The 23,157-nt window shown below is 71.6% G+C and carries 21 protein-coding genes and 1 pseudogene; 9 read left to right on the forward strand and 13 right to left on the reverse strand.

Annotated features, from left to right (window positions below):
- Nucleotides 1-110 precede the first annotated feature (110 nt).
- From D581_RS01000000136860 to D581_RS0104495, 4 genes are all read left to right on the forward strand, one after another.
- Nucleotides 111-917 (forward strand): SigE family RNA polymerase sigma factor, encoded by an 807-nt coding sequence (locus tag D581_RS01000000136860; protein ID WP_026290199.1) that lies wholly within the window; start codon nucleotides 111-113, stop codon nucleotides 915-917.
- Between the two features lie 365 nt (nucleotides 918-1,282).
- Nucleotides 1,283-1,747, forward strand: coding sequence for a hypothetical protein (locus D581_RS0104485; RefSeq protein WP_026290200.1), 465 nt, complete (start codon nucleotides 1,283-1,285; stop codon nucleotides 1,745-1,747).
- A 67-nt stretch (nucleotides 1,748-1,814) separates the two neighbouring features.
- Nucleotides 1,815-4,082: a hypothetical protein gene (locus D581_RS0104490; protein ID WP_018956037.1), complete on the forward strand. Its 2,268-nt coding sequence runs from the start codon at nucleotides 1,815-1,817 to the stop codon at nucleotides 4,080-4,082.
- Between the two features lie 61 nt (nucleotides 4,083-4,143).
- Nucleotides 4,144-5,160 (forward strand): hypothetical protein, encoded by a 1,017-nt coding sequence (locus D581_RS0104495; RefSeq protein WP_018956038.1) that lies wholly within the window; start codon nucleotides 4,144-4,146, stop codon nucleotides 5,158-5,160.
- 6 nt (nucleotides 5,161-5,166) lie between these two features.
- Here the strand turns inward: D581_RS0104495 and D581_RS0104500 are convergent, their stop codons facing one another.
- Nucleotides 5,167-5,871, reverse strand: coding sequence for a hypothetical protein (locus D581_RS0104500; RefSeq protein WP_026290201.1), 705 nt, complete (start codon nucleotides 5,869-5,871; stop codon nucleotides 5,167-5,169).
- Between the two features lie 61 nt (nucleotides 5,872-5,932).
- Between D581_RS0104500 and D581_RS0104505 the strand changes: the two genes are divergently transcribed.
- On the forward strand, nucleotides 5,933-6,352 hold the full coding sequence (locus D581_RS0104505) for a hypothetical protein (protein WP_018956040.1): 420 nt from the start codon (nucleotides 5,933-5,935) through the stop codon (nucleotides 6,350-6,352).
- Between the two features lie 99 nt (nucleotides 6,353-6,451).
- On the opposite strand, the gene D581_RS0104510 is transcribed toward D581_RS0104505, so the two are convergent.
- The 3 genes from D581_RS0104510 to deoC are packed head-to-tail and all read right to left on the reverse strand — an operon-like array spanning nucleotide 6,452 to nucleotide 9,802.
- Complete coding sequence (locus D581_RS0104510; protein ID WP_018956041.1) at nucleotides 6,452-7,420, reverse strand: aldehyde dehydrogenase family protein; 969 nt, start codon at nucleotides 7,418-7,420, stop codon at nucleotides 6,452-6,454.
- Entirely contained in the window at nucleotides 7,410-8,849 is a 1,440-nt protein-coding gene (locus D581_RS0104515) for an aldehyde dehydrogenase family protein (RefSeq protein WP_018956042.1), read from the reverse strand. The genes D581_RS0104510 and D581_RS0104515 overlap by 11 nt, the downstream gene beginning before the upstream one ends.
- A 5-nt stretch (nucleotides 8,850-8,854) precedes the next feature.
- The gene (gene deoC / locus D581_RS0104520; RefSeq protein WP_018956043.1) at nucleotides 8,855-9,802 is read right to left on the reverse strand and encodes a deoxyribose-phosphate aldolase; all 948 of its coding nucleotides are present in this window, start codon (nucleotides 9,800-9,802) and stop codon (nucleotides 8,855-8,857) included.
- A gap of 170 nt (nucleotides 9,803-9,972) precedes the next feature.
- Between deoC and D581_RS0104525 the strand changes: the two genes are divergently transcribed.
- Entirely contained in the window at nucleotides 9,973-10,611 is a 639-nt protein-coding gene (locus tag D581_RS0104525) for a PH domain-containing protein (RefSeq protein ID WP_018956044.1), read from the forward strand.
- Nucleotides 10,612-10,690: 79 nt separating this feature from the next.
- Here D581_RS0104525 and D581_RS0104530 read toward each other — a convergent pair whose 3' ends face one another.
- From D581_RS0104530 to D581_RS0104540, 3 genes are all read right to left on the reverse strand, one after another.
- On the reverse strand, nucleotides 10,691-12,331 hold the full coding sequence (locus D581_RS0104530; protein ID WP_018956045.1) for a phospho-sugar mutase: 1,641 nt from the start codon (nucleotides 12,329-12,331) through the stop codon (nucleotides 10,691-10,693).
- A 350-nt stretch (nucleotides 12,332-12,681) separates the two neighbouring features.
- Nucleotides 12,682-13,506, reverse strand: coding sequence for a purine-nucleoside phosphorylase (locus tag D581_RS0104535; RefSeq protein ID WP_018956046.1), 825 nt, complete (start codon nucleotides 13,504-13,506; stop codon nucleotides 12,682-12,684).
- Between the two features lie 116 nt (nucleotides 13,507-13,622).
- Entirely contained in the window at nucleotides 13,623-14,060 is a 438-nt protein-coding gene (locus D581_RS0104540; protein WP_007458837.1) for a gamma-glutamylcyclotransferase family protein, read from the reverse strand.
- A 272-nt stretch (nucleotides 14,061-14,332) separates the two neighbouring features.
- Between D581_RS0104540 and D581_RS0104545 the strand changes: the two genes are divergently transcribed.
- Complete coding sequence (locus tag D581_RS0104545; protein ID WP_018956047.1) at nucleotides 14,333-15,772, forward strand: NAD(P)H-quinone dehydrogenase; 1,440 nt, start codon at nucleotides 14,333-14,335, stop codon at nucleotides 15,770-15,772.
- A 196-nt stretch (nucleotides 15,773-15,968) separates the two neighbouring features.
- A complete protein-coding gene (locus D581_RS0104550) occupies nucleotides 15,969-16,928 on the forward strand; it encodes a DeoR/GlpR family DNA-binding transcription regulator (RefSeq protein WP_078625617.1) in 960 nt (319 codons plus the stop codon).
- Nucleotides 16,929-17,005: 77 nt separating this feature from the next.
- On the opposite strand, the gene D581_RS0104555 is transcribed toward D581_RS0104550, so the two are convergent.
- Entirely contained in the window at nucleotides 17,006-17,584 is a 579-nt protein-coding gene (locus tag D581_RS0104555) for a TetR/AcrR family transcriptional regulator (RefSeq protein WP_469222229.1), read from the reverse strand.
- 145 nt (nucleotides 17,585-17,729) lie between these two features.
- Entirely contained in the window at nucleotides 17,730-19,484 is a 1,755-nt protein-coding gene (locus tag D581_RS0104560) for an ATP-binding protein (RefSeq protein ID WP_018956050.1), read from the reverse strand.
- Between the two features lie 354 nt (nucleotides 19,485-19,838).
- Here D581_RS0104560 and D581_RS1000000139355 point away from each other — a divergent pair.
- A pseudogene (locus D581_RS1000000139355) lies at nucleotides 19,839-20,264 on the forward strand (hypothetical protein); the annotation flags it as partial.
- A 26-nt stretch (nucleotides 20,265-20,290) separates the two neighbouring features.
- On the opposite strand, the gene D581_RS0104570 reads toward D581_RS1000000139355, so the two are convergent.
- From D581_RS0104570 to D581_RS0104585, 4 genes are all read right to left on the reverse strand, one after another.
- Nucleotides 20,291-20,902, reverse strand: a complete 612-nt coding sequence (locus D581_RS0104570; RefSeq protein WP_018956052.1) for a Maf family nucleotide pyrophosphatase — start codon at nucleotides 20,900-20,902, stop codon at nucleotides 20,291-20,293.
- A 95-nt stretch (nucleotides 20,903-20,997) separates the two neighbouring features.
- Nucleotides 20,998-21,126 carry a morphogenic membrane protein MmpB gene (gene mmpB, locus D581_RS1000000141930; RefSeq protein ID WP_018956053.1) on the reverse strand — a complete coding sequence of 43 codons (129 nt, stop codon included), beginning with the start codon at nucleotides 21,124-21,126 and terminating at the stop codon, nucleotides 20,998-21,000.
- Between the two features lie 88 nt (nucleotides 21,127-21,214).
- Complete coding sequence (locus D581_RS0104580; RefSeq protein WP_018956054.1) at nucleotides 21,215-21,421, reverse strand: acyl-CoA carboxylase epsilon subunit; 207 nt, start codon at nucleotides 21,419-21,421, stop codon at nucleotides 21,215-21,217.
- Between the two features lie 67 nt (nucleotides 21,422-21,488).
- Complete coding sequence (locus D581_RS0104585; protein ID WP_018956055.1) at nucleotides 21,489-23,069, reverse strand: acyl-CoA carboxylase subunit beta; 1,581 nt, start codon at nucleotides 23,067-23,069, stop codon at nucleotides 21,489-21,491.
- Nucleotides 23,070-23,157: the final 88 nt, after the last annotated feature.

Here is a 23,157-nt window from a genome sequence, read left to right on the forward strand (position 1 = left end):
GACCACCCCTGTGACAGGCCTGTGACAGTCGGGGGACAGCGCCATGAAACTGCCCCGGCAAGCTCTTCGACAACAGGGAACGAACGGACTCCACCGATAGGGGGCGCGAGATGAACGCACTGCACAGCACCAGCTCAAGCGCAGTTGTCACGCGTCTCCACGACGTCGGGCGGAGCACGGAGAAGTCCGGCGCCACGGGGGGTACCTCCCTGCTCGAGCGCAGCCGAGAGCTCGGGGGGATACGGGGGTGTGTTCGGAGCGCCGGGCGTCAGCACCAGACGGCGGCGGAGCAGGTGCGCATGCCGTACATGAGGGTGCTCGACGCGCCCAAGGGGGCGGCGAGCGCGTACGGGGAGGCCACGGGGGACCGCACGGCCCGGACGGGAGACGCGGACGCCGAAGCGGCGTTCACGGCCTACGTCCAGGAGCGACGGGCCTCCCTGTACGCGACCGCCTACCACCTGACCGGTGACCGGTTCGAGGCCGAGGACCTGCTGCAGAGCGCCCTCTTCTCGACGTACCGGGCGTGGGACCGGATCAGCGACAAGGCGGCGGTCGGCGGCTATCTGCGCCGCACCATGACCAATCTGCACATCAGCGCCTGGCGCAGGCGCAAGCTCAACGAGTACCCGACCGAGGAGCTGCCGGAGACGGTGGGCGACACGGACGCGATGCGCGGCACGGAGCTGCGGGCGGTGCTGTGGCAGGCGCTCGCCCGGCTGCCCGAACTCCAGCGCACGATGCTGGTCCTGCGGTACTACGAGGGCCGCACCGACCCGGAGATCGCGTCGATCCTCGACATCAGTGTCGGCACGGTGAAGTCCAGCATCTGGCGCTCCCTGCGCCGGCTGCGCGAGGACGAGGTCCTCAGCTTCGGACGTGACGAGCAGGAGTCCTTCGGCGAGTTGGTGGCCTGAGGCTGGGCCCTCCGTCTCGGGGGAGGCGGGGGCCACGGGGGAGTACGGGGGTACGGGGGAAGCACGGGGGGCAGTAAGGAAACGGGGACCGAGGGGGTTCGGGGGAACCACCACGGGGGATCGGCCCGTCGCTTCGGGGGAGGCGCGGGGCACGGGGGAAAAACAGCGGGGTCGTACGGGCCGGGGGGTCCTGTACGGCCCCGCTTTCCGTGGGGCCAAGGGGGCCACGGGGGCTGGTGAGGCCCTTGTTAGTCTGAACAGGCCACGCCACGGGCGGGTGGCTCGAAGTAATCCATGGGGGGCAAGTGAGCGGCCAGGCAGGCGACTCGACAGGGACGGCCGGGGCGGGCGACGCACCGACGTCGATGCGGCTCAACGAGGCTCCCCTCGATCCCTCGTCGCCTCCCGTGTACGGGCCGTTCGCGCCGGGGCAGGACCCGAACGCGTCGGTCCAGGTCCCGTACGCCCCCGGCTACGCGCCGCCGTTCGCTCCCGGCGTCCCCTCGCTGGCCACCAGCCCGGCGAGGAAGAAGGCCGCGGCCGAGGCGATCCGTACGCGTATCAAGCCCCAGACCAAGGTGGCCGGCGCCCATGCGGACGAGGAGACCTCCGCAGCCGTCAAGGCGTTCGGCGCCAAGGACGGCGACGGATGGGTCACCTCACGCGCGCTGAAGAACGCGCACAAGACCTGGGAACAGCAGGTGCAGGCCATGCTGAAACGGCTCGACGGCGACGAGAGCGGACTCCTGGGGGCCCGTCTGAACCTCCAGGGGTCGGACCTGCTGTCCGGGCAGCAGTTCCGCCCGCCCTCCGCGATCGACGGCTACTGACCGGCCGCGGGGCGCGAAGAGCCGATTCGGCAGTTCATCGGGTAATCCGGACAACGGGGGGAAGGGTATGCCCACCTATCACGAGATCATGACCACGGACCTGTCCGCCCTGACCACCGCCGCGGACAAGTGGACGGGCATGGCCGGCGAGCTCGGCAAGCGCGAGAAGGAGTACGAGAAAGAGGTCCAGGGCATCACGTTGCAGCCGACCTGGATCGGGCAGAGCTCGGACGCCGCCAACGCGCGGTTCCGCATCACGCTCAACGAGTACAGAGCGGCCCAGGCCGAGGCGAAGGCGATCGCCTCCCTGCTCCGGGACGCGCACACCCAGTTCACGGAGTTCAAGGGCAAGCTGCAGGCGGTGCGGGCCGACGCCCTGAAGGCCGACATGAAGGTGTCGGACAGCGGCCTGGTCGCCTTCGACACGACGACCCTGAGCGACGGAGCGCGGAACGCCTACCACCACGACCCGGACTACCAGAAGTCGGTGCGGGACGCGGTCGCCTCCTGGCAGCGGGCGATCGACCGGCTGGTCGCGGACGTGACGGACGCGGACACCGGGGTGGAGATCGCCCTGAAGGCGGTCGTGAAGGACTCGGACGTCACCGACGGCACGATGAACGGCTTCAACGCGAAGCCCGTCGGCGACATCGAGGAGTACGAGGCGCGGAACACCGAGGAGATCGCGGACCGCCTGATCGACGGCAAGAAGGTCTCCGCCGCCGACCTGACCGAGTTCGAGCGTTCGATGCGGGACAACGCCGGTGACAAGGCGTTCAGCCAGTCCCTGCTGACGAAGCTGGGCCCCGAGGACACCATCAGGCTGAGCGACGTCCTGTCGGACCGGGAGCGGGAGGGCGGAGCCTCCGGGGCCCAGTCCACCAGGCTGATGGGCGGACTGGCCAACACGGTGGCGACGGCCACCCAGGTTCCGGGTTCGATGGCGGACGCCGGTCCCGGCTCGGCGAAGTACCAGGCATGGCTGGGCAGCGGCGACGGCGCGTTCTACAAGAAGTTCACCGACGGCCTCAAGGAGTCCGGCGCCAAGAACTTCGACTCGAAGACCAACCCGCTCTACGGCTACCGCCCGTTCGTCGAGATGATGACGCACGCCGACGTGCCGTTCGACGACCAGTTCCTCAACAAGCTCGGCGACGACATGATCGCCGCCGAGAAGGACAACAGCGCCATATTCCAGCAGTGGGGCGGCAACCACCGCGAGGGCCGGGCCGACGCGCTCGACAGCCTGCTCGGCGTGATGAGCAAGAACCCCGACGCGTCGACCGCCTTCTTCGACCCGGACCTGGACCACGGGCAGGCGCACCTCGACTACCTCGTAGGCAACGGCGACGAGGCGCGGGAGTGGCCCAAGGAGCACGTCGTGGCCGGGCCCAGGGTGATCACCACCGACGACCCGCTCAGCCGCCACGGCCTGGGGCTCGCGCTGGAGGCCGGCGCGACGGGGAACGAGCCGGGTGCGCCGCTGGGCAAACCGGGGCCGCACAGCGAGGGGCAGGCCCGGGTCATGCAGGGCATCATCGCGACGCTGGACCAGGGGACCAAGGGCGACACCGTCCCCGAGAACCTCAAGGTGCCGCTCGGCCGCGTGCTGAACGACTACACGGCGGATACGCACGCGATTCTGGGTGGGTACGCGCCGGGCAGCCCGAGCGGCCTGGACGACATCGAGGGATCGGGCGACAGCGCCTCCATCACCAACGACAAGGCCAGTCTGCTGCGGGTGATGCGTGGTGTGTCCGACGGGGTGGTCGGTGAGGACGAGGAGGGGAATCCCATCCGGGTCTTCGACGCCCTCTATGAGGCGCAGCGCCAGTACGCGGTGGAGTACCTGGACACGGGTGACCGCGTTCCCCAGAGCAGCTTGACCGAGAACGTGACCGGCTGGGATGTCAGGTCACGTGATGTGGGACAGGCCTTCGGCGGCATGAACGCCATCGCCACGGACATGATCCTCGACGTCCGTGACGCCGAGATCGGGAAGATCAACGACCAGGCGCGTTACGGCTACCACGGGTTGGGGGCGGTAGCCAACATGATTCCGCAAGCCGGCGACATCGCGCAGCGGGCCGTGGACGCCGCCATGTACGAGTGGTCCGTCGGTGCCGCGGAGGAGGCGGAACTGGTGGCGAAGGGCCAGGTCAGCGAGAAGACGGCGTGGGGCGTCACCAGCACGAACGGCCTTATCCAGGACTGGGCCGACACGCGTGGGGCCGCGAAGGAGAGCAACGCCGTCCGGAACGCCGTCCAGGAAGCGGGACAGAGCTACATCACCGGCCGTGAGGAAGCGTATTCGGCCCTGCGAACAAGGAAGTGAGCACGTGAGCACAGCAGGAGCAGCAGGCCGTACGCGTCCGGCGTGGAAGGTCTGGGCGGTCGTGGCCGCTGTGGTCGTGGTGATCGCGGGGTTGCTGCACGCCTGGCGCAACACCAACGTACTGACGGCGGACCGGCTCTGCGGGGACCTGGTCTCGGCGGAGCAGGTGGACGCTGTTCTTCCGGGGTCCGGGCGTCTGGACGCCGAAGGGGACGGTCTGGACGACGACGACCTGACGGATGCGAGGTGCAGGGTCGAGAAGTCGTCCGTCGTCCTCGGTTCCGGCGAGAGCGGGCTGACTGTCCGGCTCTGGGGGGTACGGGGCTATGACCCACTGGCGTTCGAAAGCGAGCCCTACCCGCCGGGCGCCTCGTTCTTCACCGGCGAGGTGACCGGCGGGGTCAATGCGTACAAAGCGTGGGTCATGCTGCCCGAGAAGTGCTGGGCCGACCGGCCGGTGGTCGCCGAGTTCAGCATCACCGAACCGGCTGCCGACCGCACGGCCTTCGCCGCCCTGGCCACCGACACCGTACGGACCATCGCGGCCCGGACCAAGTGCGGTGACCTCCCCGAGAAGCCCGGGACGCTCGTGCCTCCCCGCTCCGACGACGCCCGCCCGGTCTCCGCCGGACAGGTGTGCGGCCTGGACGGCCTGACCGTGGCGGGCCAGGTGCCGACGGGGACGAAGGTGCTCGAAGAGGGGCAGCAGGCCCCCGCCGCCCTGTGGGCCTGCAAGCTGACTCTGGATGATGAGACGCGTGGCTTTGTCCGTGCGGACGGCTTCATGAAGTACTCCGCCACCCGAGACCCGCTGCTCATCGACGCCATGCGGAAGTTCCCGGGCACGGCCAAGGGCACGACGCCGGACGGCCGGGAAGCCGAAATCGTCGACAAGGGTGTCGGATTCATCCTGCCCTGCGCGGATGGCGGCTCTCTCTACCTGGCGGTGGAATCGGGGCAGCAGTACCTGGAGGCGAGCAAGCGGCACGAGGACCTTCCGAAGCGGGACGCCTACGTCGCCCCCTTCACGAAGGCCGCCGCCAAGACCTTCGGCTGCGCCGCCCCCGCGGCCGGCTGAAAGGCCCTACTCCGGCGCCCCCACGGCCGCCCGCCGGCACCGCCCCGCCGCCGCGGCGGCGAACCGCCCCAGCGCCTCCTCCTTGCCGCAGGGATACGCCCCCAGGGCCGTCTGGCGGGCCACGATGCGGCGTTCGGCCCGCATCAGCCGCCAGCCCCGCCGCAGCAGGAACGGCACCGACTTGCGGCCCTCGCGCAGATCCCGCACCAGGCGGCGGCGGAACGTGGTGGACGGGCGGCCGCGCAGGCACAGCGCGTCGGCCAGCAGGCCCAGGTCCTGGCAGCGCTCCACTATGTCCGCCGCGAAGATGCCCTCCGCCACGAACAGCGGCGACCGCTCGATGTGGAAGGTCTCGTGGTCCGTACGGGAGCTGGTGGCGATGTCGTACACCGGGACGTCCGTACGGCCGCACCGGCACAGCTCGGCGATGGCGGCCACCGCCGCGTCCGCGTCCCAGGACCCGGCGGAGTCCCAGTCGATGTCCGTGGAGCCCGGCACCCGGGGCAGTGTCGGGTCGTCGTGCTCCTTGTAGAAATCGTCCAGGCGCAGCACCGGCAGACCGGTGCGGGCGGCCAGGACGGACTTGCCGGAGCCGGAGGGGCCCGCGAGCAGGACGACGCGGGTCGGGATCGGTTGGGAACTCACAGAACAGAAGTGTGAGGCATTGACCCGCGCAGGGGACCCCTCGGGTCTCCTGTTGGTATCCAGCATCACACCTCAACTACTCTGCGCGCACAGACGATTACCCGACCAGGTCGATCAGGTGGAAAACATGGCACTTCATGCACGTAAGCCCGAGCGTCGCGCCCTGCTGCGCGCCGGTCTGACCCTCACCGCGCTGGGGGCCGCCCTGGGGGCCGGCGCGGGCTCCGCGGGGGCCGTCCAGCTGCCCCCGGTGGCGGAGATCCCGGACCAGGGCGCCTCGGCCCTCCAGGCGGTCGGCGAGACGGCCGGACCGGCGGTGACCAGCGCGCTCGGAACCTCGCTGGCCAGCAGCATCGCCCCGATCGCCGACCTCCAGCTGGACCCGCTGGCCAACACCGGGGTGGACCCCCTGGACAACGCCGTGGGCACCCAGATCGCGGACTTCAAGCCGCTGACCACGGCCGTCCTCACGGACCCGATCACCAGCGGCGGCTCGCTGAGCGACCTGCCGGTGGTGGGGACGGCCACCGGGCTCATCACCGGCTGACGCCCGGCGCGGACCACCGGCTGACGCCCGGCGCGGACCAACGGCGGACGGGGCCGCCCCGGGGTGGGAGGGCGGCCCCGTCCGGGCATCGGGTGTGCGTCAGTACGAGGAGCCGGCGGCTCCCAGGGCGCCCGTCGGGTGCCACACCGTCTTGGTCTCCAGGAACGCCGTCAGGCGGTGCGTGTCCGGGGAGGCCGACCAGTCCGCGGATTCCGACGCGCCGTCCGCGTCCGCCGGAGAGGGAAGGGCGGCGCTCTGCGCCTCGGTTGAGGGGTGGCGGCGAGTGACGGGCGGGCGCAGGACGCGCTTGAGGTTGTCCGCCGCCGCGATCTCCAGCTCCTTCGCCAGGGCGGCGTCCGCACCGGTGAGGTCGATCGCGTTGACGTCCTGGTGGGCGGCGAGCGGGGCCGCCAGCTCCGCCGTCACGCCCGACAGGATGTTGACCACGCCGCCGGGCACGTCCGAGGTGGCCAGCACCTCGCCCAGCGACAGCGCGGGCAGCGGGGCGTCGGCCGAGGCGACGACGACCGCCGTGTTGCCGGTCGCGATGACCGGGGCGATCACCGATACCAGGCCGAGGAACGACGACTTCCGCGGTGCGAGGACCGCGACCACGCCCGTCGGCTCGGGGGTGGAGAGGTTGAAGAAGGGGCCCGCGACCGGGTTCGCCCCGCCGGAGATCTGCCCGATCTTGTCGGTCCAGCCCGCGTACCAGACCCAGCGGTCGATCGCCGCGTCCACCACGGCCGCCGCCTTGGACTTCGACAGCCCCTCGGCGGCGGCCACCTCACGGACGAACTGGTCCTTGCGGCCCTCCAGCATCTCCGCGACGCGGTAGAGGACCTGGCCGCGGTTGTACGCGGTCGCGCCCGACCAGCCGCCGAACGCCTTGCGCGCGGCCACGACCGCGTCGCGCGCGTCCTTGCGGGAGGACTGCGGCGCGTTCGCCAGCCACTGGCCCTTGGAGTCGCTCACCTCGTACACCCGGCCGCTCTCGGAGCGGGGGAACTTGCCCCCGACGTACAGCTTGTAGGTCTTGAAGACGCCAAGTCGGTTGTTATCGGACATCGAGGTACGCCTCCAGGCCGTGGCGGCCGCCCTCGCGGCCGTAGCCCGACTCCTTGTAGCCGCCGAACGGCGACGTCGGGTCGAACTTGTTGAACGTGTTGGCCCAGACGACGCCCGCGCGGAGCTTGTTCGCCACCGCGAGGATGCGGGAGCCCTTCTCCGTCCAGATGCCGGCCGAGAGGCCGTACTGACTGTTGTTCGCCTTGGCGACCGCCTCGTCCGGGGTGCGGAAGGAGAGGACGGAGAGCACCGGGCCGAAGATCTCGTCACGGGCCACCGTGTGCGCCTGGGTGACGTTCGTGAAGAGCGTCGGGGCGAACCAGTAACCGGACGAAGGCAGTTCGCAGGGGGCGCTCCAGCGCTCCGCGCCCTCCGCCTCGCCGGTCTCCACCAGGGCGGTGATCCGGGCGAGCTGCTCGGCGGAGTTGATCGCGCCGATGTCGGTGTTCTTGTCCAGCGGGTCGCCCAGGCGCAGCGTGGACAGCCGGCGCTTCAGGGCGTCCAGCACCTCGTCCTGGACCGACTCCTGGACCAGCAGCCGGGAACCGGCGCAGCAGACCTGGCCCTGGTTGAAGAAGATCCCGGTGACGATGCCCTCGACGGCCTGGTCGATCGGCGCGTCGTCGAACACGATGTTCGCGCCCTTGCCGCCCAGCTCCAGGGTGACCTTCTTGTCCGTGCCCGCGACGGCGCGCGCGATGGCCTTGCCGACGGCGGTCGAGCCGGTGAAGGCGACCTTGTTCACGTCCGGGTGCGTGACGAGGGCCTCGCCCGCGTCCCCGTAACCGGTGAGGATGTTGACGACGCCCTTGGGCAGTCCGGCCTGGCGGCAGATGTCCGCGAAGAACAGAGCGCTGAGCGGGGTCGTCTCGGCGGGCTTCAGGACCACCGTGTTGCCCGTGGCGAGCGCCGGGGCGATCTTCCACGCGAGCATCAGCAGCGGGAAGTTCCACGGGATGACCTGACCGGCCACGCCCAGCGGACGGGGGTTGGCCCCGTACCCCGCGTGGTCGAGCTTGTCGGCCCAGCCCGCGTAGTAGAAGAAGTGCGCCGCCACCAGCGGGAGGTCCGCGTCGCGGGTCTCCTTGATCGGCTTGCCGTTGTCGAGGGTTTCGAGAACGGCCAGCTCGCGGCTGCGCTCCTGGATGATCCGGGCGATCCGGAACAGGTACTTGGCGCGCTCGGAGCCGGGCAGCGCCGACCACTTCTCGAACGCCTTGCGGGCCGCCTTCACAGCCCGGTCCACGTCCGCCGCGCCGGCCCGCGCGACCTCGGAGAGGACTTCCTCGCTGCTCGGCGAGACGGTCTTGAAGACCTTGCCGTCGGCGGCCTCGGTGAACTCGCCGTCGATGAACAGCCCGTAGGAGGGCGCGATGTCGACGACGGCGCGGGACTCCGGCGCCGGTGCGTAATCGAATGCGGATGCCATGGCTATCAGTCCACCGTCACGTAATCGGGGCCGGAGTAACGGCCGGTGCTGAGCTTCTGGCGCTGCATCAGCAGGTCGTTGAGCAGGCTGGACGCACCGAACCTGAACCAGTGCGGGTCCAGCCAGTCCTCGCCCGCGGTCTCGTTCACCAGGACCAGGAACTTCACCGCGTCCTTGGTGGTGCGGATCCCGCCGGCGGGCTTCACGCCGATCTGCACGCCGGTCTGCGCACGGAAGTCGCGGACGGCCTCCAGCATGAGGAGCGTGTTGGCGGGGGTGGCGTTGACGGCCACCTTGCCGGTCGAGGTCTTGATGAAGTCGGCGCCCGCCAGCATCCCGATCCAGGAGGCCCGGCGGATGTTGTCGTACGTGGACAGCTCACCGGTCTCGAAGATCACCTTGAGGCGGGCGGCCCCGCACTCCGCCTTCACGGCGAGGATCTCCTCGTACACCTTCAAAAACCGGCCGGAGAGGAACGCCCCCCGGTCGATCACCATGTCGATCTCGTCGGCCCCGGCCGCCACGGCGTCGCGGACGTCCGCGAGCTTGACGTCGAGCGCGGCGCGGCCCGCCGGGAAGGCGGTCGCCACGGACGCCACCTTCACACCGGAGCCGGCCAGCGCGGCGGCGGCGGTGGCCGCCATGTCGGGATAGACGCAGACCGCGGCGGTGCGGGGGGTGGTGCGGTCGGTGGGGTCGGGGTTGACGGCCTTGGCGGCGAGAGCCCGGACCTTGCCCGGGGTGTCCGCGCCTTCCAGCGTCGTCAGGTCGATCATCGAGATGGCGAGATCGATGGCGTACGCCTTGGCCGTCGTCTTGATCGAACGGGTTCCGAGGGCGGCGGCGCGCGCTTCGAGGCCGACGGCGTCGACGCCGGGCAGCCCGAACAGGAAGCGGCGCAGCGCACTGTCGGACGCCGTCGCGTCGGAAAATGCGGGAGCAGTGGTGGGCATGGTCACCAGGGGAGCATATCTACGCGCGTAGCGACCTGTACAGGGGGCTGGGCCGTCCGTGCGTCCCGCACCCGCTCCTCCCGTACCGGCTCCTCCGGGCGCCACGGCCGGGCGGCCGTACGGTGCGGCCGCTCCGCCGCCCTCCGCGCCCGTCAGGCAGAATCGGCCCCATGACGAGCCCCACACCACCCGCGGAGCCGCCCCCCGCGACACGGACCTACCGTTCCGTCGCCGCGCTGGTCTGCGGGTCGCTGCTGCTTCTGCTGATCGCCTGGATGGCGGGCGACGCCATGATCCGGGGCGAGGGGCGGGTGCCCTGGCTGGCGGCGGCCGCGCTGCTCCTCGTGGTGCCGCTGGTCGTGGCGTTCACCCTGCGGCCCGCCGTCTTCGCGGACGACGAGCGCATCCAGGTCCGCAACCCGTTCCGGACGATCGAGCTGCCCTGGACCGAGGTCGCCGACGTACGGGCCTCGTACTCCTCCGAGCTGCTCGCCCAGGACGGTACGAAGTACCAGCTGTGGGCCGTCCCGGTCTCCCTGCGCGCCCGCAAGCGCGCGGCGCGCAGCGCGGCCCGCGCGGCGCACGACGACCCCTACGGCCGCACCTCCGTCAGCGCCGACGTCCGCGACTCCGCCGCGCGCACCGCGTCCGCCGACCAGACGGTCCGCGATCTGCGGGACATCGCCGAGCAGGCCGGCGACACGACCGCCGAGGGCGCGGACCGGGGCTCCGTGCGCTGGGCGTACGAGGTGATCGCCCCGGCCGTCGCGGGGGCCGTCCTGCTCGTCGTGGTGGGGGCGCTCGGCTGAGAGGCGGAGACCTGGCGGCTGGACGCCGAAGGGCCGGCCCCCTCCCGGGGGGCCGGCCCTTCGGCGTGCGAGCTGAGCGTCAGATGCCCGCCGCGGCCGCCAGGTCCCGCGCGATCCCGGCGAGCAGTTCGGCCCCCCGGGCCCGCGCGGCGGGCAGCCCGGCCGCGTCCGCCACCGGCACGACGACCTCCAGGTAGCACTTCAGCTTCGGCTCGGTGCCGCTCGGGCGGACGATCACCCGGGCGCCCTCCAGGTGGTAGCGCAGCCCGTCGGTGGGCGGCAGCCGGTCCGTGCCCCGCGCCAGGTCCTCGGCCGAGGTGACGGCGAGACCGGCCAGCGCGGCCGGCGGCTGCTCCCGGAGCCGGGCCATGGCGTCCGCGATGACCGAGAGGTCCTCCACCCGCACCGATAGCTGGTCGGTGGCGTGCAGACCGTGCGTGAGCGCCAGGTCGTCCAGCAGGTCCAGGAGCGTACGGCCCTTCTCCTTGAGTACGGAGGCGAGCTCGGCGACGAGCAGGGCGGCGGTGATGCCGTCCTTGTCGCGGACGCCCTCGGGGTCGACGCAGTAGCCGAGCGCCTCCTCGTACCCGTACCGCAGGCCGTCCACCCGGGCGATCCACTTGAAGCCCGTCAGCGTCTCCTCGTAACCGAGGCCCGCCTTCTCCGCGATCCGGCCGAGCAGCGACGACGACACGATCGACTCGGCGAACACGCCGCTCACGCCCCTCTCCACCAGGTGCGCGGCCAGCAGCGCGCCCACCTCGTCGCCGCGCAGCATCCGCCAGCCGCCCTCCGTGGCGGTGTCGGGCACGGCGACGGCGCAGCGGTCCGCGTCCGGGTCGTTGGCGATGACCAGGTCCGGCGCCGCCCGGCGCGCGGTGGCGAAGGCGAGATCCATCGCGCCGGGCTCCTCCGGGTTCGGGAAGGCCACGGTGGGGAACGCGGGGTCGGGATCGGCCTGCTCGGTGACGAGGACCGGTGCCGGGAATCCGGCCCGCTCGAACGCGGCGGTCAGCACGGAGGTGCCGACGCCGTGCATCGCGGTGTAGACCGCGCGAGCCGTACGGGGGCTGTCGGGGGCCAGGACCGCGTCCGTACGGGCGAGGTAGGCGGCCAGGACCTCGTCGCCGAGGGTCTCCCAGCCGTCCTCGGGGCGCTCCACGCCCGCCAGCGGGCCGACCGCGTCGATGGCGGCGGCGATCTCGCCGTCGGCCGGAGGCACGATCTGCGAGCCGTCGCCGAGGTAGACCTTGTAGCCGTTGTCGCGCGGCGGGTTGTGGCTGGCGGTGACCTCGACCCCGGCGACCGCGCCCAGATGCCTTATGGCGTACGCCAGTACGGGGGTGGGGAGCGGGCGGGGCAGCACGGCGGCACGCAGCCCGGCGCCCGTCATCACGGCCGCGGTGTCGCGCGCGAAGTCCTCCGACTTGTAGCGGGCGTCGTACCCGATGACGACGAGCCCGCCCTCCTCGCCCTGGGCCTTCAGATACGCGGCGAGGCCCGCCGCCGCCCGGATCACCACGGACCGGTTCATCCGCATCGGCCCGGCTCCCAGCTCCCCGCGCAGCCCGGCGGTGCCGAACTGGAGCGTGCCCGCGAAGCGGGCGGCGAGCTCCTGGGCGTCGCCCGCCTCGATGATCGCGCCCAGCTCCGCGCGCGTCTCGGGGTCGGGGTCCTCGGCCAGCCAGGTCCTGGCCTGCGCGATGAGGTCGTGCTGCACGGGGTCCGCCTTTCGGGGGTGCGGGAGGGGGTACGGGGGTGGGGTGGGGGTGGTGCGGGCGCTGCGCGGGCTGTTCCCCTCCCCGCCCCTTCCCGAAACCGGGGCTCCGCCCCGGACCCCGGTCCTCAAACGCCGGACGGGCTGAAAACGCGGCCGGGCGGGCCGAGGAGGGCAGCGGGCCGAGGAGGGCAGGTACGGGAGCCAATTCCCGGAGGGCTCAGCCGGGACCGGTCCCGAAGAGCTCAGCCAGGACCGGTCCGGAAGGCTCAGCCAGAGCCGGTCCCCGTAGGCTCAGCCAGGACCGGTCCGGAGGGTGCGAGAACAGGCGAGCCGGTCCCGATGGGCTCGGCTCAGACGCGGTCGAGCACCCTCGCCAGCAGCGCGCCCATCCGGGCCGCCGAGTCGCGGCCGGCCTGGAGGACCTCCTCGTGGTTGAGGGGTTCTCCGGACATGCCGGCCGCCAGGTTGGTGACGAGGGAGAGGCCGAGCACCTCGGCGCCCGCCTCCCGGGCCGCGATGGCCTCCAGGACCGTGGACATGCCCACCAGGTCGCCGCCCATGACCCGGACCATGTTGATCTCGGCCGGGGTCTCGTAGTGGGGGCCGGGGAGCTGGACGTAGACGCCCTCTTCGAGGGTGTCGTCGATCTCCTTGCACAGCGCGCGCAGCCGCGGGGAGTACAGGTCGGTCAGGTCGACGAAGTTGGCGCCGATGATCGGGGAGGTGGCCGTCAGGTTGATGTGGTCGCTGATCAGGACCGGCTGTCCCGGGCGCATGCCCTCGCGCAGCCCTCCGCAGCCGTTCGTCAGGATGACGGTCCCGCATCCCGCGGCCACCGCCGTACGGACCCCGTGGGCGACGGCGGCGACGCCCCGGCCCTCGTAGAAGTGCGTGCGGCCGAGGAAGACCAGCGCCCGCTTCTCGCCGATCCGGTAGGAGCGGACCGTGCCGCCGTGGCCCTCGACGGCGGGCGCCGGGAAGCCGGGCAGATCGGTCACGGGGAACTCGGCCTCCGGGACGCCGAGTGCTTCGCCCGCGGGCGCCCAGCCGGAGCCCATGACCAGGGCGACGTCATGGGTGTCGGCGCCGGTCAGCTCGCGCAGGCGTGCGGCGGCCCCGGCGGCGGCTGCCCGCGGGTCGGCCTGGATGTTGTCCGGAATAACAGATGCGTTCACGCGGACGAGCGTAACCGCTCAATCCCTACGCGCGTAGATGTACGGGCGCAAAGGCGCGCCACGGGACGTTGTGCTTTTGTACGAACACGGCGTGGCCGGGCCCCGGTCCGCCCTGGTCAGCAGGGGCGCTTGCGCAGTTCCATCACATAGTCGTGCGGTGCGCCGGCGGACTCCGCGGCGTCCGCGATCTCGCCGAGATAGCGCGCCGAGGGCAGCCCGCCCTCGTAGCCGTTCAGCACGTACATCCAGGCCGGCTCCTCGCCGTCCAGGGTGTGCACGCGCACCCGCATCCGCCGGTAGATGTCGAGCCCGACGCCCTCCCAGCGGTCCATCGAGTCCTCGTCCATCGGCGCCAGGTCGTACAGCGCGACGAAGACCTGGGAGCGCGGCGCCTCCACCACGGTGGCCAGCGCCCCCTCCCAGCCCATCTGCTCCCCGCCGAAGGTCAGCCGCCAGCCGTTGAGCCAGCCGGTGCTGCGCATCGGGGAATGCGGAGCGCGGCGGGTCATCAGCCGCGCGTCGAGGTTGCCGGCGTACGCGGCGTAGAGCGACATGGGACCGAGGGTACGGGAGGTGGGCGCGGGAGCGGCGGTTCCTGTGACGAAGGCCCCGGTCGGGGGAGCGCGCGGTGGGTCTCCGGTGCGGTTCCCGGCGGTTCGGTCCCGTGCGGCGGACGCCCTCTTTCCCGTATGGAGGGCCCCGGGGCGAAGCACTTTGGCGCGTGCGGGACAATGGAGTACGTACTGCATTCCCCCGGGGCGATCCCCCGGACCCCCGGCCGGGGCGGCAGACGGCCGCGGGTTACACAACGCGAGGCGGACTTTTCGTGACCCGGATCGTGATCATCGGCGGCGGCCCCGGCGGCTACGAGGCAGCCCTGGTGGGCGCCCAGCTCGGCGCGGAGGTGACCGTCGTCGACTGCGACGGTCTGGGTGGGGCCTCGGTCCTCACCGACTGCGTACCCTCGAAGACCCTGATCGCCACGGCCGAGGTGATGACCACCTTCGACTCCTCGTACGAGGAGCTGGGCATCATCGTCGCCGACGACACCCCGCACGTGGAGCAGGCCGCCCGGGTCGTCGGCGTGGACCTCGGCAAGGTCAACCGCCGGGTCAAGCGCCTCGCGCTCGCCCAGTCCCACGACATCACCGCCTCCGTCACCCGGGCCGGCGCCCGCGTGATGCGCGGCCGGGGCCGGCTCGACGGGCTCCAGGCCGCCGACGGGTCCCGCCAGGTCGTCGTCACCGCCGCCGACGGCACCGAGGAGCGGCTCACCGCCGACGCCGTGCTGATAGCGACCGGTGGCCACCCCCGGGAGATCCCGGACGCACTGCCCGACGGCGAGCGCATCCTGAACTGGACCCAGGTCTACGACCTCGACGAGCTTCCCGAGGAGCTCATCGTCGTCGGATCCGGCGTCACCGGCGCCGAGTTCGCCGGGGCCTACCAGGCGCTCGGCTCGCGCGTCACCCTCGTCTCCTCCCGCGACCGGGTGCTGCCCGGCGAGGACCCGGACGCCGCCGCCGTCCTGGAGGACGTCTTCCGCCGCCGCGGGATGAACGTCATGGCCCGCTCCCGCGCCCAGTCCGCCAAGCGCGTCGGCGACCGGGTCGAGGTGACCCTGGCCGACGGCCGGGTCATCACCGGCTCGCACTGCCTGATGGCGGTCGGCGCGATCCCGAACACCGCGGGCATGGGTCTTGAGGAGGCCGGCGTACGACTCAAGGACTCCGGGCACGTCCTCACCGACCGGGTCTCGCGCACCAGCGCCCCCGGCGTCTACGCGGCCGGCGACGTCACCGGGATCTTCGCGCTGGCCTCGGTCGCCGCGATGCAGGGCCGTATCGCGATGTACCACTTCCTGGGTGACGCGGTCGCCCCGCTGAACCTCAAGGCCGTCTCCGCCAACGTCTTCACCGACCCGGAGATCGCCACCGTCGGCTACAGCCAGGCCGAGGTCGACGCGGGCAAGATCGAGGCCCGGGTGGTGAAGCTGCCGCTGCTGCGCAACCCGCGCGCCAAGATGCAGGGCATCCGCGACGGTTTCGTCAAGATCTTCTGCCGTCCCGGTACGGGGATCGTGGTCGGCGGCTGCGTGGTCGCGCCGCGCGCCAGCGAGCTGATCCACCCCATCTCGATCGCGGTCGACAACAACCTGACGGTGGAACAGATCGCCAACGCGTTCACCGTGTACCCGTCCCTGTCCGGATCGATCGCCGAAGTGGCCCGGCAGCTGCACACCCGCAAGCTCACGGGCGAGGGCTGAGAGCCCGGGAAACGCGACATTTCCGGCATCTCGCCGCAACCGGGCGGCAGTCCGAGCGGCGCGGCGTCCGCCTGACGATCACCGCAGAACAACAAAGGGGCCTCCTATACCACTTGGAGGCCCCTTTGAAGTACAACTTCCGTTATTCGGCGCAAACTGCTGAAAACTCACCGGCGGCCAGGTTACTGTCAGTTCCGTGTTCGCTGCAGAACGTCGTCAGTTGATCCTCGAAATGGTGCGTGCCAACGGGGCGGTATCGCTCCGTGAGCTCGCCCGCGTCGTCCAGACCTCCGAAGTGACCGTACGGCGGGACGTGCGGGCACTGGAGGCAGAAGGACTCCTCGACCGCCGGCACGGCGGTGCGGTCTTGCCGGGCGGTTTTACGCGGGAGTCCGGCTTTCCGCAGAAATCCCATCTCTCCACCGCGGAGAAGACTGCCATCGCCGACCTGGCCGCAGGCCTCGTCGGCGAGGGCGAGGCCATTGTGGTCGGCGCCGGCACGACCACGCAGGAGCTGGCCCGCCGGCTCGCGCGGGTCCCCGGCCTGACCGTCGTCACCAACTCCCTGCTGGTGGCCCAGGCGTTGGCCCATGCCAACCGGGTCGAAGTCGTCATGACCGGCGGCACCCTGCGCGGGAGCAACTACGCGCTGGTGGGCAGCGGGGCCGAGCAGTCCCTCCAGGGGCTGCGGGTCTCCCGGGCCTTCATCTCCGGGAGCGGTCTCACGGCGGAGCGTGGCCTGTCCACCTCCAACATGCTCTCGGCCAGCGTCGACCGGGCTCTCGTGGAGGCCGCGGCGGAGGTGGTCGTCCTGGCGGACCACACCAAGCTCGGCTCGGACACCATGTTCCAGACGGTGCCCACGGAACTGATCACCCGCCTGGTGACCGACGAGCCCCCGCTCCACGACGAGCGGGCCGCCGCCGAGCTCCAGTCCCTGGCGGACCAGGGCGTGGAGATCACGGTGGCCGGTCCGGAGGCGGACGCGTCCGGCGGTGGCAGCCCCCCACCGGGGCGTCAGCCCCGCCGGGACATGCCGCTCCCCGGCCAGCGGCGCACGCAGAACGGCGGTCTCGGGCCGCAGCTGCGCAGCGCTTCCGCGCTGGCGGACGTTCCAGGGGAGCGGGCGCGGGTCGCGGACCTGCGGCGGCGTTAGGCCCGGGTCGGGGGCGCTGCCCCCGAACCCCCGCTCCTCAAACGCCGGAGAGGCTGGATCTGCCGCCGCAGGGCCCGCTACTTCAGCCCGCGCAGCGTCAGCCGCAGCAGCCGCTCCGCCAACTCCGGGTCGTCGGGCGACTGCTCGGCCGCCAGCGCGATCGCGTTGGTGAGCTGGAGCAGATCGTCGATCGAGACGTCGGCCCGCACCGACCCGCTCTCCTGGGCCCGGCGCAGCAGCCCCGCGCCCGCCTCCCGGAGCGGCAGGTGGCACTGGACGAGTGCCGAGCTCCCGTTGTGGGAGGCGGACATCAGGCCGTGGGCCAGGCCGCGGTACTCACCCGCATGAGTGACGATCGCGCCCAGCCAGTCCACCAGCGCCCGGCACGGGGCTTCCGCCGCCGCCAGCTCCCGGGAGCGGTCCAGGAGCGAGCTCAGGGCGTCCTGGAAGACCGCGTTCATCAGGGCGTCCCGGTTCGGGAAGTGCCGGTAGAGGGTGCCGATGCCCACCCCCGCCCGGCGGGCGATGTCCTCCAGCGACGCGTCCGTGCCGTGCTCGGCGAAGGCCCTGCGAGCCTCGCCCACCAGCCGGTCGTGGTTCCGGCGCGCGTCCGCGCGCATCGGCCGGACCGGCGGTCGTGCCGTGCTCGTCTCCATCGGGATCGCCCCTGCCATGGCTTCAGCCCCTCCCCAGGTCCTCGGACCTCGGACCTTCTGTGGGTTCCAGGATGCCACTGTGACGAAGGGGCCCGGCCCGCGTCGTCATGACGTGGACCGGGCCCCTGCGGAGTGTGCCGGGCGGTCAGTCCTTGATCTCGCAGATCAGGGCGCCGGAGGTGACCGAGGCGCCGACCTCGGCGCTGAGCCCCTTGACGGTGCCGGAGCGGTGCGCGTTGAGCGGCTGCTCCATCTTCATGGCCTCCAGGACGACGACGAGGTCGCCCTCCTTGACCTCCTGGCCCTCCTCCACCGCGATCTTGACGATGGTGCCCTGCATGGGTGAGGCGAGGCTGTCGCCCGAGGTGGCGGAGCCGGCCTTCTTCGCGGCGCGGCGCTTGGGTTTGGCGCCGGCGGCGAGGCCGGTGCGGGCCAGGCTCATGCCCAGTGAGGAGGGGAGCGAGACCTCCAGGCGCTTGCCGCCGACCTCGACGACGACGGTCTCCCGGCCGGCCTCGTCGTCGGTGTCCGTCTCGGCGGGGGTGGTGAAGGGCTTGATGTCGTTGACGAACTCGGTCTCGATCCAGCGGGTGTGGATGGTGAAGGGGTCCGTGGTGAAGGCGGGGTCGGTGACGACGGCGCGGTGGAAGGGGATGGCGGTGGCCATGCCCTCGACGGTGAACTCGGCGAGCGCGCGGGCGGCGCGCTGGAGGGCCTGCTCGCGGGTCGCGCCGGTCACGATGAGCTTGGCGAGCAGGGAGTCCCAGGCCGGGCCGATGACGCTGCCGGATTCGACGCCCGCGTCGAGGCGGACGCCGGGGCCGGTCGGCGGTGCGAAGGTGGTGACGGTGCCGGGGGCGGGGAGGAAGCCGCGGCCGGGGTCCTCGCCGTTGATGCGGAACTCGAAGGAGTGACCGCGCACGGCGGGGTCACCGTAGCCGAGCTCCTCGCCGTCGGCGATGCGGAACATCTCGCGTACGAGGTCGATGCCGGTGACCTCTTCGGTGACGGGGTGCTCGACCTGGAGGCGGGTGTTGACCTCCAGGAACGAGATCGTCCCGTCCGCCCCGACGAGGAACTCGACGGTGCCGGCGCCGACGTAGCCGGCTTCCTTCAGGATCGCCTTGGACGCCGCGTACAGCTCGTCGTTCTGCGCCTGGCTCAGGAAGGGGGCCGGGGCCTCCTCGACGAGCTTCTGGTGGCGGCGCTGGAGCGAGCAGTCACGGGTGGAGACGACGACCACGTTGCCGTGCTGGTCGGCCAGGCACTGGGTCTCCACGTGGCGGGGCTTGTCGAGGTAGCGCTCCACGAAGCACTCGCCCCGGCCGAACGCCGCGACGGCCTCGCGGACCGCGGAGTCGTACAGCTCCGGGATCTCCTCCAGGGTGCGGGCCACCTTCAGGCCGCGCCCGCCGCCGCCGAAGGCGGCCTTGATCGCGATGGGGAGCCCGTTCTGCCCGGCGAACGCGACGACCTCGTCGGCCCCGGAGACCGGGTCGGGGGTGCCGGCCACCAGCGGGGCGCCGGCGCGCTGGGCGATGTGCCGGGCGGCGACCTTGTCGCCGAGGTCGCGGATGGCCTGCGGCGGCGGGCCGATCCAGGTCAGCCCGGCGTCCAGGACGGCCTGGGCGAACTCGGCGTTCTCCGACAGGAATCCGTACCCGGGGTGGATCGCGTCCGCCTCCGAGTCCTTGGCGGCCTGGAGCACCTTGGCCATGTCCAGATAGCTGGCGGCCGGGGTGTCACCGCCCAGGGCGAACGCCTCGTCGGCGGCCCGGACGTGCAACGCGTCCCGGTCCGGCTCGGCGTAGACCGCGACACTCGCGATCCCCGCGTCCCGGCACGCCCGAGCAACGCGGACAGCGATTTCGCCACGGTTGGCGATGAGCACCTTGCGCACGATGACTCCCTCCTCGAAACAAGCTGAGTTTAGGGACTACCGACACGGCCGTACGACCCGTCCCCATTGGTGAGCTTGCCCACACGGAGTGTGATCCGAGGCTTGCCCCAGTAGTGGAATCCCTTGTGGCACCACGGTACGCCGCGATCCTTAACCGCACAGTAACCAGCCGGTGTGGTGCAGGTCTCTGTCTTTAGGGTCAACGCCTCACAGCATTTCTTTGTGGGGTCCCTACGAACGGTCGCTGGATTCTTTGCCCGGCACACGGGCCTGTCAGACCTCTTGTCCGAAGGAATACCCATGAGTAGGGTCCGCGCTACGCACGTACCGTAGGTAACAGGGGGTGGATCGGTCATGCGCAGACCGGTGGCGATCGTGACCGCGCTCGTTCTGTTCGGGGAGGCGGTGGGCATCGTGCTCATCAACGCCGTCCTGGCCACGGTCGCCGAGAACCAGAACATGTCGCTCGCCGGCCTGGACCCGGACGCCATGTCCACCGGCACCTGGGTGATGGGCGGCGTCTTGGGCCTGCTGCTGGTCCTGTGCGGGCTGATCGCCCTGCTGGCCGGGGCCCGCGACCGCGCCCCGGGACGCTTCGGACGCATCATCCTGATCGGCTGCGCGGTCGTGCACGGCGTCCTCGGCGCGGTCATCGTCGGGCTGGTGGGCTGGAGCGCCTTCGCGTTCATGATGCTCGTGCTGGCCCTGCTGGTGCTCACCCTGCTGGCGTACGGCCCCGAGACCCGGGCCGAGGACGGCGTGAGCGACGGGGCGGGCCCTGGACCGACAGGACCTGGCCCCGTGGATCAGACCCACAGCTCCGTGACGGAGACGTCCAGCTCGCCCAGCAGCCGGCGCAGCAGCGGCAGCGAGAGCCCGATGACATTGCCGTGGTCGCCCTCGATGGAGTCGACGAACGGTGCCGAGCGGCCGTCCAGGGTGAACGCTCCCGCGACATGGAGCGGTTCGCCCGAGGCCACGTAGGCGGCGACCTCGGCGTCGCTCGGCTCGCCGAACCGTACGACCGTGGACCCCGTCGCCGAGGCCGTACGGCCGGAGGCGGTGTCGATCACGCTGTGCCCGGTCCGCAGGACGCCCGACCGGCCGCGCATCGACTTCCAGCGGGCGGTGGCCTCCTCGGCGTCGGCCGGCTTGCCCAGCGCCTCGCCGTCCAGCTCCAGCACCGAGTCGCACCCGATGACCAGGGCGCCCGCCGCCTCGGCGCGCTCCGCGACGGCCGCCGCCTTGGCCCGGGCCAGGACGAGCGCCAGCTCGGCGGGGGTCGGTGCGCTCAGGGCGTCCTCGTCCACCCCGCTGACGATCACCTCGGGGGCGAATCCGGCCTGCCGCAGCAGACCGAGACGGGCGGGGGAGGCGGAGGCGAGCACGAGACGGCGCTGATCAGTCATGCGGGCCATCGTAGAAGGGCCCGCGCACGGCGTCCGGCCACGGGCCCGGCTTCTCGGAGGGCGGCCCGACCCGGGGCGGACGCGCCCCGGCCCGCGCCACCCTCTCAGCGGAAGCCGAGGACGAACATCGCCACCAGCATCGACAGCGCCAGCAGGACACCCACTCTGCGCATCATGTCCTGGGCGTCGCGCAGTTCCTTCGGCGGCTTGTTCTCGGGGTCGGACCACAGCATGCTCCCGATCCTGCTGCGCCGCCCGCCCCTACGCCTGAGTACGGGTACTCAAAGCCGCCCCCGCGCGGGCGGGGGCGGCCTCGCGCGCTCAGACCGGCCAGTACGTCCGGGCCCAGGCCCGGGGGCCCGGACGCGGGCTGCCGGCGCGGGCGATGCGCCCCGGGTCGGACCACTGCCCGGGCGGCAGCGGCGCGCCGGACGGGACGGCGGACGCCGCCGCGGCGCGCGCCCGGACCACCGCCAGGGCGGCGGCCAGCTCCTCCGGGGTGGGGTTGCCCCGTACGACCTTGATCATGGGCAGACCTTTCTGCGAACGGCGAACGGCGAACGGCGAACGGCGAACGGCGAACGTACGGCTGCGGCTAGAGCGGGATGTTGCCGTGCTTCTTCGGAGGCAGTGATTCCCGCTTCGTCCGCAGCTGACGCAGCCCCTTGACGATGTGGGCCCGGGTGTCGGACGGCATGATGATCGCGTCGACGTAGCCGCGCTCGGCGGCCACGTACGGGTTGAGCAGCGCGTCCTCGTACGCCGTCATCAGCTCGGCCCGCGTCGCGTCCGGGTCGTCGGCGGCCGCGATGGTGCGGCGGTGCAGGATGTTCACCGCGCCCTGGGCGCCCATGACGGCGATCTGGGCGGTGGGCCAGGCGACGTTCAGGTCGGCGCCCAGGTGCTTGGAGCCCATCACGTCGTACGCGCCGCCGAAGGCCTTGCGGGTGATGACGGTGATCAGCGGGACCGTCGCCTCCGCGTAGGCGTAGATCAGCTTCGCGCCGCGCCGGATGATGCCGCCGTACTCCTGGTCCACGCCCGGCAGGAAGCCCGGCACGTCCACGAAGGTGATGACGGGGACGTTGAACGCGTCGCAGGTGCGGACGAAGCGCGCCGCCTTCTCGCTGGCGTTGATGTCCAGGCAGCCGGCGAACTGCATCGGCTGGTTGGCGACGATGCCGACCGGGTGGCCCTCGACCCGGCCGAAGCCGGTGATGATGTTCGGCGCGAACAGGGCCTGGGTCTCCAGGAACTCGCCGTCGTCCAGCACGTGCTCGATCGCGGTGTGCATGTCGTACGGCTGGTTCGCCGAGTCCGGGATGAGCGTGTCCAGCTCGCGGTCCTCGTCCGTGATGGCGAGGTCCGCCTCCTCCGGGAAGACCGGGGCCTCGGAGAGGTTGTTCGACGGGAGGTACGACAGCAGCGACTTGACGTACTCGATGGCGTCCTTCTCGTCGCCCGCCATGTGGTGCGCCACCCCGGAGGTGGTGTTGTGCGTACGGGCGCCGCCCAGCTCCTCGAAGCCGACGTCCTCGCCGGTGACCGTCTTGATGACGTCGGGGCCGGTGATGAACATGTGCGAGGTCTGGTCGACCATCACCGTGAAGTCGGTGATCGCGGGGGAGTAGACCGCACCGCCCGCGCACGGGCCGACGATCAGCGAGATCTGCGGGATCACCCCGGAGGCGTGCACGTTGCGGCGGAAGATCTCGGCGAACAGGCCGAGCGCGACGACGCCTTCCTGGATCCGCGCGCCGCCGCCGTCGTTGATGCCGATGACCGGGCAGCCGGTCTTCAGCGCGAAGTCCATGACCTTGACGATCTTCTCGCCGTAGACCTCGCCGAGTGAACCGCCGAAGATCGTGAAGTCCTGCGAGTACACGCAGACCGGGCGGCCGTCGACCGTGCCGTAACCGGTGACGACACCGTCCCCGTACGGGCGGTTCTTCTCGATGCCGAAGTTGGTGGAGCGGTGCCGGGCGAACTCGTCGAGCTCCACGAAGGAGCCCTCGTCCAGCAGCAGCCCGACCCGCTCACGGGCCGTCAGCTTGCCCTTGGCGTGCTGCTTCTCGACCGCGCGGGCCGAACCGGCGTGCGTCGCCTCGTCGATGCGGCGCGTCAGGTCCGCGAGCTTGCCCGCGGTGGTGTGGATGTCGCTTAGCGGCTCGGACATCGGGGGGCGGCTCCCTGCCTGGTCACGGGGACGACGTCTGGCACCGGTCACGGGGGGACGGCCAGCCGTCAGTCCGGCTCTGGCTACT

The organism is Streptomyces sp. CNB091, from assembly GCF_000377965.1.

Coding starts and splice junctions, on each gene's coding strand:
- D581_RS01000000136860 (WP_026290199.1), top strand. CDS start 111: ATGAACGCACTGCACAGCACCAGCTCAAGCGCAGTTGTCACGCGTCTC.
- D581_RS0104485 (WP_026290200.1), top strand. CDS start 1,283: ATGCGGCTCAACGAGGCTCCCCTCGATCCCTCGTCGCCTCCCGTGTAC.
- D581_RS0104490 (WP_018956037.1), top strand. CDS start 1,815: ATGCCCACCTATCACGAGATCATGACCACGGACCTGTCCGCCCTGACC.
- D581_RS0104500 (WP_026290201.1), bottom strand. CDS start 5,871: ATGCTGGATACCAACAGGAGACCCGAGGGGTCCCCTGCGCGGGTCAAT.
- D581_RS0104505 (WP_018956040.1), top strand. CDS start 5,933: ATGGCACTTCATGCACGTAAGCCCGAGCGTCGCGCCCTGCTGCGCGCC.
- D581_RS0104510 (WP_018956041.1), bottom strand. CDS start 7,420: ATGTCCGATAACAACCGACTTGGCGTCTTCAAGACCTACAAGCTGTAC.
- D581_RS0104515 (WP_018956042.1), bottom strand. CDS start 8,849: ATGGCATCCGCATTCGATTACGCACCGGCGCCGGAGTCCCGCGCCGTC.
- deoC (WP_018956043.1), bottom strand. CDS start 9,802: ATGCCCACCACTGCTCCCGCATTTTCCGACGCGACGGCGTCCGACAGT.
- D581_RS0104525 (WP_018956044.1), top strand. CDS start 9,973: ATGACGAGCCCCACACCACCCGCGGAGCCGCCCCCCGCGACACGGACC.
- D581_RS0104540 (WP_007458837.1), bottom strand. CDS start 14,060: ATGTCGCTCTACGCCGCGTACGCCGGCAACCTCGACGCGCGGCTGATG.
- D581_RS0104555 (WP_469222229.1), bottom strand. CDS start 17,584: ATGGAGACGAGCACGGCACGACCGCCGGTCCGGCCGATGCGCGCGGAC.
- D581_RS0104570 (WP_018956052.1), bottom strand. CDS start 20,902: ATGGCCCGCATGACTGATCAGCGCCGTCTCGTGCTCGCCTCCGCCTCC.
- mmpB (WP_018956053.1), bottom strand. CDS start 21,126: ATGCTGTGGTCCGACCCCGAGAACAAGCCGCCGAAGGAACTGCGCGAC.
- D581_RS0104580 (WP_018956054.1), bottom strand. CDS start 21,421: ATGATCAAGGTCGTACGGGGCAACCCCACCCCGGAGGAGCTGGCCGCC.
- D581_RS0104585 (WP_018956055.1), bottom strand. CDS start 23,069: ATGTCCGAGCCGCTAAGCGACATCCACACCACCGCGGGCAAGCTCGCG.